Origin of the sequence: Variovorax beijingensis (assembly GCF_003951285.1) — a bacterium.
Classification (GTDB): domain Bacteria; phylum Pseudomonadota; class Gammaproteobacteria; order Burkholderiales; family Burkholderiaceae_C; genus Variovorax; species Variovorax beijingensis.
The window spans coordinates 1-13,144 of the sequence record NZ_RXFQ01000032.1; the positions used below are offsets into that span (position 1 = coordinate 1).

9 protein-coding genes and 1 pseudogene are annotated in these 13,144 nt (G+C 60.6%); all 10 read left to right on the forward strand.

The window, feature by feature from the left end; all coding sequences use genetic code 11:
- Positions 1 to 81: 81 nt before the first annotated feature.
- Positions 82 to 339 (forward strand): annotated as a pseudogene (locus tag EJO66_RS30910) (helix-turn-helix domain-containing protein); the annotation flags it as partial.
- 109 nt (positions 340 to 448) lie between these two features.
- The gene (locus EJO66_RS30915) at positions 449 to 1,444 is read left to right on the forward strand and encodes a putative phage abortive infection protein (RefSeq protein WP_125967068.1); all 996 of its coding nucleotides are present in this window, start codon (positions 449 to 451) and stop codon (positions 1,442 to 1,444) included.
- Between the two features lie 995 nt (positions 1,445 to 2,439).
- A complete protein-coding gene (gene trhA / locus EJO66_RS30920; protein WP_164547957.1) occupies positions 2,440 to 3,057 on the forward strand; it encodes a PAQR family membrane homeostasis protein TrhA in 618 nt (205 codons plus the stop codon).
- A gap of 76 nt (positions 3,058 to 3,133) precedes the next feature.
- Positions 3,134 to 4,543: an efflux transporter outer membrane subunit gene (locus EJO66_RS30925; RefSeq protein ID WP_125967070.1), complete on the forward strand. Its 1,410-nt coding sequence runs from the start codon at positions 3,134 to 3,136 to the stop codon at positions 4,541 to 4,543.
- The gene (locus tag EJO66_RS30930) at positions 4,504 to 5,601 is read left to right on the forward strand and encodes an efflux RND transporter periplasmic adaptor subunit (RefSeq protein ID WP_125967071.1); all 1,098 of its coding nucleotides are present in this window, start codon (positions 4,504 to 4,506) and stop codon (positions 5,599 to 5,601) included. Before EJO66_RS30925 ends, EJO66_RS30930 begins: the two co-directional genes overlap by 40 nt.
- 1 nt (position 5,602) lies before the next feature.
- Positions 5,603 to 8,674, forward strand: a complete 3,072-nt coding sequence (locus EJO66_RS30935; RefSeq protein ID WP_125967072.1) for an efflux RND transporter permease subunit — start codon at positions 5,603 to 5,605, stop codon at positions 8,672 to 8,674.
- Between the two features lie 747 nt (positions 8,675 to 9,421).
- On the forward strand, positions 9,422 to 10,204 hold the full coding sequence (locus EJO66_RS30940; RefSeq protein WP_125967073.1) for a class II aldolase/adducin family protein: 783 nt from the start codon (positions 9,422 to 9,424) through the stop codon (positions 10,202 to 10,204).
- 31 nt (positions 10,205 to 10,235) lie between these two features.
- Positions 10,236 to 10,781, forward strand: a complete 546-nt coding sequence (locus EJO66_RS30945) for a TRAP transporter small permease (RefSeq protein ID WP_125967074.1) — start codon at positions 10,236 to 10,238, stop codon at positions 10,779 to 10,781.
- Between the two features lie 7 nt (positions 10,782 to 10,788).
- Positions 10,789 to 12,078, forward strand: coding sequence for a TRAP transporter large permease (locus EJO66_RS30950; protein WP_125967075.1), 1,290 nt, complete (start codon positions 10,789 to 10,791; stop codon positions 12,076 to 12,078).
- Positions 12,079 to 12,101: 23 nt separating this feature from the next.
- Positions 12,102 to 13,118: a DctP family TRAP transporter solute-binding subunit gene (locus EJO66_RS30955; protein ID WP_125967076.1), complete on the forward strand. Its 1,017-nt coding sequence runs from the start codon at positions 12,102 to 12,104 to the stop codon at positions 13,116 to 13,118.
- Positions 13,119 to 13,144 lie beyond the last annotated feature (26 nt).

The following is a 13,144-nucleotide window of genomic DNA, read 5'->3' on the forward strand; positions in this document are numbered from 1 at the left end:
CTCTAAACGCAGTAATTTCCGTCTAAGACTGACCCACGTAAAACCCTACCCTGCTCATTTTTAAAGCAGGGGATCCTAGGAGTGATAAACGTGGCGACATTGAGTGTCATCAGACGCTGGGCCCTGCGCGAGCAGATGTCCATCCGCGAGATAGCCAGGCGTACAGGCCTGTCTCGCAACACCGTGAAGAAGTACCTGCGAGCGGGTGAAGAAGAGCCGCGCTATGCCAAGCGGGCGAGATCAAGCAAGCTCGACCCCTATGCCGACAAGCTCTCGACCTGGCTCGCGATCGAGGCCAGCAAATCGCGGAAACAGCGGCGCAATCTGCGGCAGATCCACACACCTCAATCTAAAAAGGAGAACATCAAGCACTTATCCACACCGTGAAGCCTTCGGGCTCACAAAGCGGGTGGGTCAGTATTCGATGGAAATCTAGGGTCAGAGATCGGTGGAATCCAACACCCAGAAGCTCGCGAGCGAACATTTGCTCATGGCCGCGTATTGGATCGTTGCCATCGTCATCATCGCCGCACTGGCCATCCTGTTGGGTTACTTCCATGCTTTCGGCGGGCACAAAATGTCCGCCGATCCAAGCGATTGGGGAGCGTTCGGAGACTACGTCGGCGGGCTCATCAACCCGCTCGTCGGGATCGGCACGGTGACGTTGATCTTCCTGACGCTCATGCTGCAGAGAAAAGAGCTGCAGGCCTCACTTGAAGAAATGCGGCGTGCCCATCGAAGCGCGGTGCTTCAGGGATTCGAGCAGTCGCTGTTCTCTTGGCTGGCCAACTATCACTCGCTTCTTTCGGCCACGAAAAGCAAACTTGGCGGCGAAGGACGTCAAGCCTTGACAACCATGTACGAACAGCGCTTCTCGAGCGTGGTTGCGATGCAGAAGCATCAACAGGTCGAAGGCCTTGGGGCTCTCGACGAAGAGGAAGCGAAGATCCATCTTGGGGAGATGCGCAGGGCATCCGCAGCCGGCGACGCGGAAGAAAAGGGCAACTTCTCCAAGGTTTTCATCATCGCCCTCTGGGGTTACAAAGAAGTCATCCGTACGCATCGATCGGAGTTGGATGCGGTGTTCCGCACCCTGTATCGTCTGCTGCGGTGGATTGACGCCTCTGAACTCGACGATGTTCAGAAGTGGCACTACGTCGCGCTTGTGCGCGCGCAACTCTCCTGGATCGAGTTGGTTTTTATTCTCTACAACTGCCTTACACCGGAAGGCGAAAAGTTTGCTGATCTGGTCAACGACTATGCGCTCTTCGACAACCTGGAGGGGGCACCCGATGAACTAATTGATGCCATCGCCAATGAGTTCACGGTGTCGCCCCCATCTTCGTTCACGGCGAACCTGCCACCAAAACCATGGCCATTCAACGAAGCGGCATTCTCCTCCGATGTCGCCAAGGCCCAACGCAAGCTGCCAACCTCGGCGTAACCAGTGCTTTGGAGGGCTTTCCGGTTGAAATGCCAGACGCATTCACCTCGGTAGCGAACATTGGCGATGCTGCGGTTACAGCTGCGCTTCAGCCTTAGTCGGAGCACGTGTCCGTTTACCGGTGCCGCCTGGCAGGTGCGCGGCCAAAGATTGGGCAACGCTTGGCAGCGTTGGAATTTCCCCGATCCGAGCTTCTCTATGACCTCGTGTGCATCGGCGCGATCAAACCTGGCGTTGACGCTCCAATATGCATTGGGCGAGTGCCCCATTTTTAACCTGGCAGCCCTCGCACGGATTTTTCAGATTTCACGTCTATTTGCTGAGCGCTTGTCGCGATCGATTCGCTGACGCGCAACGTTGCCGCAATGTTCGGCAGATGTAATGGCCACCCATTGCTAGCGAGACGTCTTTCATGAAAATTTTGCTGATCGAAGATGAAGCCGAATTGCCTGCATCCATCAGCGAGGCGCTTGTTCGGGAGCGTTTCATCGTCGAATGAATGCCGAGCCTGCTTCAAGCCCAGGGGAGCCATGCATACCGGAAAGCACAGGTTTAGCGCTGCCTGATCGAACGCTGCCGGACGTCAACGGGTTGATGCTGATTCCCGGAAATTCGAGCGACTCATCCCTGCATCCTTGTCCTCGTGCTCAGCGCACGCATTGAGATGTCCGATCGAGTCGCGGGCCACGACCGCGGCGCCGATGGACTACCTCACCAAACCGCCGGTTTCTCAACCCCGCCATCAATCCCTGAAGAAGACAGGGCGTGCGGGCTTCCACGTCCACGACGCTGCGCCGCAGATGCGCAGGGTTGCTTTCCTTGAGTAGGTGAAGATGATGCACCCAACCAGCCAATCCGAGACTGCCCGCACGGCGCGTGCTGAGCGCGCCACAGCGGGCCGCGCCCCATCCGATGCGGCTCGGAGTATTCCTGGTGCAGGTGGTCGGCCGATGTGGCTGTCGCGATGGATCAGCGCGGTACCGCCCGGCGAACGTATGAATGCGACGACACATGCGGGCGGACTAGTGATTTTCATCGTGCTCGGGTGTTGGCTCGTTGCCCGGAGTCGGGCCCTTGACTCCGCCGCCCTGATGCTTTCTGCGAGCGCGTTCATCGGCACGGTGTTGGCGACGTATGCGGCTTCGGTGGCCTATCACTGCAGCACGAGCGAGGCTCGCAAACCGATGCTTCGGATCCTCGACCACTGTGCGATCTATCTGTTGATCGCGGGGACGTACACGCCGTTCGCAGTGGCATTGGGTGGCGCTTGGGGTATTTTTCTGCTCGCGAGCATATGGCCTGCAGCACTGATCGGAATGGTCCTGAAGATTCTTCGACCCCCCGGTGGCCGTTGGATGTCCGCGGCAATTTACCTTGCCTTGGGATGGGTCGGTGTCGCTGCCGCAGAGGCGTGTCTCGACCGCTTTTCGCCATTCACCATCGCCTGGATCGTGGCAGGCGGGCTGGCCTACACGGCGGGTACGCCGTTCTACCTGATGTCCCGCGTCCCCGGTATGCATTCGCTGTGGCACGGCTTTGTCATGGTCGGAACTGCTTGTCATTTTGTCGCGGTTGCATCGCTGGTCGTTCTTCCACTTCGCGCACTGGGGTGACGACGTGAAAAGACGCTCCAGAGTTCAAACTCATTGCGTGACAGTTCCGCCCTGCCGTCGAATTTCGCCGACGATCATGGTCCTGCGGCTCGTGCCGACCATGCTGCTGGCAATCGGGCTACTCGGTTGCGCCACCAGCAAACACCTGGCCATGCCGGATCTGTTGCTGCCTGCGGTCTACGCAGCCGCCGGCAGCAGCGCGCCGCTGCCTCCGACAGAACCCGACACTTGGTGGACCAGCTATGGTGACGCGCAGCTGCAGTTGCTGGTGGATCGTGCGTTGGAGGGCGGTACGGATGCCAGGCTCGCGCTTGCGCGCCTGGATGAGGCGCGGGCCGTCCGCGCCCAGGCTTTGACGGCCTACGATCCACAAGGGCGGGTGCAGGCAAGCGCCGAAAGAACCCAGAGTCGCAGCCTTGGCGACGACCCCTCGCCGCCCGTCGCACAGGCGCGGAACCTCGCGTTGCCAATCAGCTGGGAGATCGATCTATTCGGGCGCCGTTCAGCGGCACGTGATGCAGCCGACGCGGATCTGGCGGCCGCCCGGTTCGCATATGAAGCCTCGCGGTCCTCGTTGGCCGCGCAGGTCGCGCAGACGTTGTTCGAAGCGCGGGGCTTGACGGTGCAACTAGAGGATGCGCGTGCGAACGAACGCATCCAGGGCGAACTGCTAGAACTCATCGAACGGCGCTTCGAACGCGGTTTGGCCGCCGGATCGGACGCCGACCGCGTTGGTGCGGAGCTGGCGCGCAGCCGGGCCCAACGAATGGCGCTCGAGGCCGATCTGTATGCCGCACGGCGTGCACTGCTGGTGCTAACGGGCCGTGGGCTGCTGCCAGTAGACGACTTGCAACTGGGCGACACCCTGGAAGAGCCCCCGGCCATGCCCGACGCGGTACCCGGCGATTTGCTGCGCCGCCGTCCCGACGTGCGCGAGGCGCGAGCGCGCATCGACAGCGCCAGTGCCTCCGTCAGATTGGCCGAGCTCGACTTCTTTCCGACGCTGACACTTCATCCATCGCTCGGGCTGTCGCAGCAGCGCGGCAGCATCAACACCTCCCTTTCCTTCTGGACGCTCGGCCTAGGCCTTGACATTCCGGTGCTCGATCGGCCGCGCCTTCGAGCTGCGCTCGATCTGCAGGGTGCTCGTGTCGATCAGGCGCTGATTCGCTATGAGACGGCGGTCCAGACGGCCTTCGCAGAGGCGGACCGCGCCTTCGTGCGCCTGCGCGCCGCGCAACAGCGCGTCGAGATCCTGAACGCTGGTGAGGTTCGTGCCCGGCGCGCCTTTGACGCGACGCATATCCGCTATCGGCGTGGCCTGGGCGATCTGCAGACCCTGCTGGACGCCGAGGCTGCGTGGCGCGCGACGCGCTCGGCATTGACGACAGCCAGGCTGGACAGACTCCTTCAATCCGTGCAGACCTTCAAGGCCCTTGGCGGCGGATGGTCGCCCTCGACTTCACCTTCTCGCTCTTCATCATGACCAGACGATTCGTCTCCACACTCGCAGTCGGCGCTGCCGCGTTCCTGGGCGCATGCTCCAAGGAAGCGCCGGTGCAACGCGTCGTCGATCCGGCTCGGGTCGTCAGCGTCACGCACGTCGCGCGTGTCGCATTCGGTAATACGACAACCGCTTCCGGACTGTTGGTGGCTCGCGAAGAGGCCGCAGTCGGCGTAGAGCAAGCCGGCGTGCGCGTGCTGCGTGTCTTCGTGGAGGAGGGGGCTCGGGTGAAGGCCGGGCAACCCCTGGCCGTGTTGGACGACACCTTGCTGCACGAACGGCTTATTCAGGCGCAAGCGCAGGCGGATAACGCCAAAAGCGAGGCCGACCGCGTCGAAGGCCTCGATGGCACGGGCGTGATGTCCGACGAGGATATTGGCAAGCGCCGAAGCCAGGCGCGCGTTGCACAGGCTCAGCTGCGCGAACTCGAGGCCCAGGTCGGGCAGATGATCGTGCGTGCGCCGGTGTCGGGTATGGTCATCGAGCGCACTGCACGCCCAGGTTCGTTGTCAGGTGGAGAGCCCATGTTCAGGGTCGCTCGCGACAACCTTTTCGAGCTCGAGGCCGAGTTGCCTGAGGCATCCATCCTGCGCATCGCGGAACGCCAGCCAGTGAAAGTAACCCTTGCGGACGGTAAAGAACTCGACGGCGTCGTTCGCTTGATCGGCCCTCGCATCGACCCCCAGACCAAACTGGGGCGCGTGCGGGTGTCGCTACCTGCCGATCGCGTGCTGCGCGTGGGGGGCTTCGCCCGCGCGACCTTCATGGGCCGGTCCGTGCCGGTGGCTGTGGTACCCGAGAAGGCTGTGCAGTTCGAGGCGAGTGGTCCTCTAGTCACGGTGATCGGTGCCGACAGCCGCGCTCGCAGAATCCCTGTGAAGACCGGCGAGCGATCCGGTGGCCTGGTGGAGTTGGTGGAAGGCCCACCGGTTGGCACTCAAGTGGCCTTGGCCGGCGGTGCGTTTCTGCTCGACGGCGACCAAGTGAAGACCGAGATTGCCGAGTCATCGGCAACACTCACGGGGACTCCGGAGAAGTGACATGAAGTTCGGTATCTCCGCTTGGTCCATCAAGAACCCCATCCCGATCAGCGTGCTGTTCTTTGCGCTGCTTGTTGCCGGTTTGGCCGGCTACGCGGCATTGCCCATCAAGCTCTTTCCTGACGTGTCGTTCCCGATCGTGCAGGTCGCCGTGACGCTGGCTGGTGCGGCACCATCGGAGGTCGAGACGCAGGTCACACGCGAGATCGAAGGGGCAGTGTCCAACATCGCCAATGTGGACCACGTCAGCTCCACGGTGTCTCTGGGGCTGTCCGCGACCACTGTCGAGTTCGCCGTCGGTGCGGACCCGCAGAAGGCTACCGACGAGGTTCGATCCGCCATCGACAGCGTCAGGGCGACACTTCCACTTGGCATCGAAGAGCCGGTGGTGCGGCGATTCGACATCGATTCACTGCCCGTTTTGACCTATGCCGTGTCGGCGCCTTCCATGTCGGATGTCGAACTCAGCCGGTTCATTGATGACACGGTGACGCGTCAGGTGATCGGAGCCAAGGGTGTTGCAAAGGTCGCGCGGGTCGGAGGTGTCACACGCGAGATCAACGTGACCCTGGACCCCGCCCGGGTCGAGGCCTTGGGCCTGACCGCACCGCAGGTCAACAATGCGCTGCGTGGCTTCAGCACCGACATCGGCGGTGGTGTCGCACAGGTCGGCGGCAACCAGCAAACTGTCCGTGTGCTCAACGCCGCGCAGAGTGTCGAGAGCCTGCGCCAACTCGTCATCCCGACCGGAGATGGACGGACAGTGCGACTGGCCGATCTGGCCGAAGTCGGCAGCGGTGGCGCCGAGCGGACCGATCTCGCGCTGCTTGACGGCGTGCCTGTTGTCGGGTTCCAGGTGATGAAGACCAACGCGGCTTCCGACGTGGCTGTGGAAAGGTCAACCATCGCGGCGGTCGCCAAGCTGGCTGGCCAGAATTCCGGCATCGTCTTCACTCGGATCATTTCATCGGCCGAGAACACTCGCCAGAGCTTCCAAGCAACGGTTCATACGTTGATCGAGGGCATGTTCCTTGCCGCCCTCGTGGTGCTCGTGTTCCTGCGCGACTGGCGTGCCACGGCCATTGCGGCGGTCGCGATGCCTATTTCGCTTGTGCCTACCTTCGCGGTCATGTCGCTGCTGGGTTTCAGCCTCAACATGATCACGCTGCTCGCGCTGACGCTGGTGATCGGCATCCTTGTGGACGATGCCATCGTCGAGATCGAGAATATCCAGAAGCGTATCCATGCCGGCGAGACGCCTTTCCAAGCGGCCTTCAAGGGCTCCGACGCTATTGGGCTGGCCGTGACGGCCACCACGCTGTCGATCGTCGTGGTATTTCTGCCAGTATCTTTTCTGGGCGGTTACGTAGGCCAGTTCTTCTACGAGTTCGGCATCACGGTCGCAGTTGCCGTACTCTCCTCGCTTGTCGTGGCGCGCATGCTGACGCCCCTGATGTGTGCCTATTTCCTGGCGCCGCAATCGCAGATCCGGGCACCCAAACCGTTTCATGGCTGGTACCGCCAATCGCTGGATTGGGCGCTGGACCACCGATGGATTTCCCTATCGATAGGGGTGGCTGCTTTCGTTGGATCACTTTTCCTGGCGGGTCTGTTGTCCACGGGCTTCGCACCGCCCAGCGACAACGGCATCGTGCAGATTTCGATGGAGGCCGCGCCGGGCGCGACACTCGACGACATCCAGGCTGCCACGAATCGCCTTACCCGCGAACTCCGAAAACGCAAGGACGTCCAAACCGTCTTCGGAACCCTCGCCACCGGCGCCACCGGTGCCAGCACGGTGACAGTGCTGCTGCGCGCAGATCGCGAGGTGACCACGCAGGCGTTCCAGGCCGACATCCGTCCACTGTTGCTCTCAATTCCGGACGTACGCCTGAGCTTTGGGCCCGGAGGGCAGGGCGGCAGTACCCTGGTCCAGGTCCTGCTGTCGAGCGAGGACGGGTCGGCACTCGATCAAGCCGCGCAGTCACTCGCGTTGCAGATGCGCAGCCTGCCCGAACTTGCTAACGTGCACGAGGTAACGCCTCGTCCCGGCATCGAACTGGTTATCCGCCTGAAGCAGGCCGAGGCGGCGCGCCTGGGCGTGACGCCCGAGAGCGTGGCGACAATCGCCCGTGTGGCCACTATCGGCGACATCGATGCGAACTCCGCGAAGTTCAATGCCGGTACTGAACGTTTGACAGTTCGCGTGAGGCTGGACAATGCTGCGCGCGGTGACCTAGGCGTGATCGGGGCCTTGCGAGTTCCCACGAGCTCAGGGACGACCGTACCACTATCGGCAGTGGCTGAGGTCGGCTTCCAGGCCGGCGCAGCGCGCATTGAGCGCTATGACCGCGAACGCCGTGCCATGGTCGAGGCCGAGCTGGTCGGTGTGTCCCTCGGCCAAGCCATGAGCCGCATCAAGGATCTTCCTGTGCTCAAAAGCCTGCCGCCTGGTGTTAGGAATCCGGCCTACGGGCAGAGCGAAAGTCAGCTCGAGTTGTTCAACAGCTTCGCGCTGGCGCTGGCAGCGGGGATCGGCATGATTTACGCCGTGCTCGTGCTGCTGTTCCGCAGCTTCTTCAAACCACTGACAATCCTTACGGCGCTGCCGCTATCGTTGGCTGGGGCATTCCTGGGCCTGCTGGTGGGCGGCGCGGAACTGGGCCTGCCCGCGATGATCGGCCTGCTGATGCTCATGGGGCTGGCGGCGAAGAATTCGATCCTTCTGGTCGAGTTCGCGATTGAGGCAGAGCGCGATGGCGTGAGCCAGCACGAGGCGCTGGTGATGGCCTGTCGGGAGCGCGCGCGCCCCATCGTCATGACCACCTTCGCCATGGCGGCGGGCATGCTGCCCACGGCCTTGGGCATTGGCGAAGGCTCGGAATTCCGGGTGCCGATGGCATTGGCTGTCATTGGTGGCCTGATCAGTTCCACGCTGCTCTCTCTGGTATTGGTGCCGGTCGTCTACGAATTCGTGGAGGACGCGGAGCTGTGGTTGACCCCCAAGCTCAGGCGTTTCATCACGCACAACCACGTTGAGCCTGAGCCTGGGCTCGACCGTCCATCGCCATAGCGCGGCACCGGCAGGCGCTCGGTGGTTTTACGTTGAGCGTTGTGGCGACCGGCATCCGTGTCAGGACGGGCAAGTTCACCTGCTGTTGGTCGTCCACGATGTCGACGAGGGCAGTCAGCCTGCATAGGTACGCCCATCCATACTGCGCGAAAGGTTGTTGGAGCTCGTTGCATGTCTGCACATAGCGTGAATGCAACCATTCGTCCGCGAGCGTCATCACGTCCGCGGTCATCATGGGCTTGATCCAGTCAACGAAGCTCCATTGTCGATAGCCGCGGCAAGGGAGGTCGCTGTCTCTGCCTCGACGACGACGTAGAAGGGCGAAGAGGCTGCGGCGATCCGCGTCGACTTGGCGCGCTGAGCACCCCCGGCTCCACGTCGAAGTTGGCTCGGCAGGACACTCCGCGCGCGGCGCGCCACTTGCCAGAGGGCATCAATTCCCTCGTCCAGGAAGTGCTGGCGTCATAACACCGCTCCTGACATCGAGGTCGGCTGGCGAAATGAGCCAGTAGCCACGACTATCGTTCTACAAGCCATTCTGGTGCGGTAGCGCTGCACGTGGTGCGTACGCACCATTGCGGCTCTAAGTAATTTCCCCACTATGACAACAATCGGATTGCCAAAGATAATCTCGTTAATCGAGTTTTAAGTCTCGAATTACGGAACCTACAGGATGGTTGGTGATTCCAGTCTCGACCACTGGCAATGGGACAAAAACCGAGTCCCAAACTTTAAGGATCCTCACGAATGACGACAAAAGCATCAGACGTTCAGCCGAGTCTCAAGGGCGAGGTTTCTGCGGACGAGTGGATCACACGAGTCGAGCTGGCAGCCTTCTATCGTCTGGTCTCCTACTACCGTTGGGAGGATCTGATCTACACCCATATATCTGCAAAGGTGCCGGGCACTGAGGAGTTCCTCATCAATCCCTACGGGCTGTTCTTCGATGAGGTCACGGCTTCCAATTTGGTGAAGATCGATCTTTCGGGAAATAAGCTCTCGTCGGACGCACAGGACATCAATCCTGCCGGCTTCATCATTCACAGCGCTATCCATGAGGTGCGTCCGGATGTCCAGTGCATCTGCCACGTCCATACGGCAGATGGCATCGTCGTATCGATGCAGAAAGATGGTTTGCTTCCGATCTCGCAGCAAGCAACATTTGTGCGGGAAAGTCTTGCGTATCACCCCTATGAAGGCGTTTCCTTCAATCCAGAGGAAAAAGTTAGATTGCAGCAGCATCTGGGCGCCAGCAATTTTCTGATTCTCGCGAACCATGGACTTCTAGCGTGTGGCGAGAACGTTGCCGATACCTTTCTGCGCATCTATACACTGCAGCGCGCTTGCGAGATGCAGGTAAAGGCACTCAGCTCCGGTGTCGAGTTGCTCCGCATTCCTCCCGAGATCGAGAACTACACGATTCAGCTGACATCGAAAGTCAACCCGAACGGACGCGCTCTGGACGGCATGCTTTCATGGCCTGCTCTGCTTCGGCGTCTGGATCGAGTGAGCCCGGGCTACGACAACTAAGGCTCAGAGTATGTCTACCCAGATACGACCCATGAGCGGCGGCTTGCACAAAGGCGAATGGTGGATCGCAGTGGCAAAGTTCGATGACTTGCTCTGCGCAGGCAATAGGTGGCTGCTTGTTGTCATGCTTGCGATCATGTCTGTCCTTGTCAGCGCCAACGTCATTTCGAGGTACATGTTTTCTTTCTCCTTTACATGGGTGGAGGAGGTCACGCGCTACATGATGATCTGGACCACCTTTCTGGGCTGTGGCATGGCCCTGCGCGTGGGCGGCCACATCGCCATCGATGCATTGGCAGAGTCGGTGCCCGCTTCGTTCGCCCGGTGCATTCGAGCGCTCATAGCACTGATATTGGCCGTGACAATTGTGTTCATGACGGTGCTAGGTGCCCAGTACGCCGAATTCGCCTGGGAGCAAGAGACTCCAGTGCTCGGGTGGTCTTACGGCGTGATCTATCTCTCGATTCCAATCGGCGGGGTGCTGATGCTCCTGCACCTCTTCATGTATGCCATGCGATGGATCGCCACCGGCCAGTGGGACAGAGTCGAAGGCTTCGATCCACAAGCACTTTCCTGAGGTCAATATGAGCCTGGTTCTTTCTTTGACCTTCATCGGAATGATGGTGCTCGGCGTGCCCATCGCGTTCGCGATGCTGATTGCGGGCCTTGTGGCGGTGGCCATGATGCCGAGCGTGACCAGCCTCGTAGTCGTTCAGAACATGTTCAGCAGCCTGGACAGCTTTCCATTGCTTGCAATCCCGTTCTTCATCCTCGCGGCCGAGCTGATGTCCGGCGGCGCGATGACCGATGTCCTCCTGACTTTTGCGGCGCGTCTGGTCGGCAAGAGGCGAGGTGGCCTGGGGCATGCAAACATTGCGACTCTCACGTTCTTCTCTGGAATCAGCGGCTCAGCGCTCGCCGACGCCGCCGGTCCAGGCGGGATGATGATCAAGATCATGAAGAAGGCCGGCTACAGCGACGCGTACGCCGCCGCGCTGACCGCATCGACCGCGATCGTCGGTCCGATCATTCCCCCTTCGATCATCATGATCGTCTACGCACTGACAAATCCCGACGTAACGATCACCGGTCTCTTCGTCGCCGGCATCGTTCCAGGCCTGATGATCTCTGTGTCACTGGCAGTGGTGAATCACGTCATCAGCGTTCGCCGGAACTATCGAAGCTCGGACGAACTTTTCGATGGAACGCCACTGTTCCGACTGTTCTTCAGATCACTCCCGGCATTGTTCCTGCCGTTCATCATCATGGGCGGAATCCACCTCGGCGTCTTCACGCCCACGGAGGCCTCGGCAGTCGCGGTGGTCTATGGGCTGATCGTTGGACGCTTCGTGTATGGGGCGCTCGAGTTCGACATGCTGCCCGCCATCCTGTTCCGGACAGTCCTGATGACCTCGTCGATCCTGTTCATTGTCGCGACCTCTGCCATCTTTGCCTGGCTACTAACCGTGGGCCAGATCCCACAGCTGGTGACCGCTTGGATCGCGGGCATGCACCTTTCTTCGTTCACGCTCCTGCTGGCTGTCAACGTCCTGCTGTTGCTCGTCGGTATCTTCATCGAACCCCTGCCTGGTGTGATGATCATGGTGCCCATCCTGGCGCCAATCGCGGATGCCGCAGGCATCGCGCCGCTTCAGTTCGCGATCGTTGTGATCGTGAACCTGACTCTCGGGATGATCACACCCCCCGTCGGCAGCCTGCTCTTCGTGACGTCGGCCGTATCGGGCGTGAAGATGGGACCGATGGTTCGCGAGGCGTACCCAATGTTTGCTGCGTTGCTCTTGGTGCTCGCATTGCTGACATATGTTCCAGGTTTCTCGACCTGGCTTCCGGAGCTTCTTGGCTACAAGAACTGAACACAGCTTGAGGGTCTGAAATCATGCGATACACACGTCTGCGCCTAGCCATTTCCCTGGCCGCAATTCTTTCCAGCTTGAGTGCGCTGCCAGCGCATGCGCAGAAAATCATCAAGTACGCGCACTTCCATCCGGCCAGGATGGACCAGTCGATGCATGCATCGGCTGTCACCTTCAAAGAACATGTGGAGAAGGCCACCAGCGGCTCGATCAAGGTCGAGATTTATCCCGCCGGTCAGCTTGGAAGCGCACAGCAGATAATGGAAGGCTTGCGACTCGGCACCGTCGAACTCGGCGTCGTGCATGAGGGCGGCGTTTCCGGCGTCTATCGGCCGTTCAACATCTTCGGCATGCCGTACATGTTTCAGTCGCATGCGCACGCTTATGCGGTGCTCGACGGACCATTCGGCAAGGAACTGGGCGAAGACCTGAAGAAGAAGACAGGCATCAGGCTCATGGCCTACGCGGACAACGGGGTCCGCCATTTCACGAACTCGAAGCGCGTCATCAGAACGCCGGACGACATGAAGGGTCTCAAGATCCGCGTGCAGCCCAGCCCGGTGTTCATCGAGCTTGTGAAGGCGCTGGGCGCCAGCCCTACCGCCATCGACTGGGGAGAAACGCCGGCAGCGCTGGCGCAAGGAACGGCCGACGGCCAGGAAAACAGCGTGACGACGATCATGTCGGCAAGCCTGTACCAGCACCAGAAGTATGCGACCCTGGATGGCCACATCTACGGCTTCTTCGGTTACTTGATCAATGACCGGTTCTACAAGAGCCTGACGAACGAAGAACGCCTGGCCGTGGATGCAGGCGTGGAGAAGGCGAAGGTGGTTCATCGAGACATGACCAGAAGCTTGGACTTGTCGGCCAAGAAGGTCCTGTCCGAGAAGGGTATGCAGGTGACCGAGCTGACTCCTGCGGAAGTGGATCAGTTCCGCAACGCCACCCAGCCGCCCGTTCGGAAGTACCTGGAGACCAGCGTAAGCAAGGAATGGACCGACAAGATCCTGAGCGCTATTGAGGCTGCCAAGAAATAGCCGCCTCGCAGGAAAGCTCCCGTGCG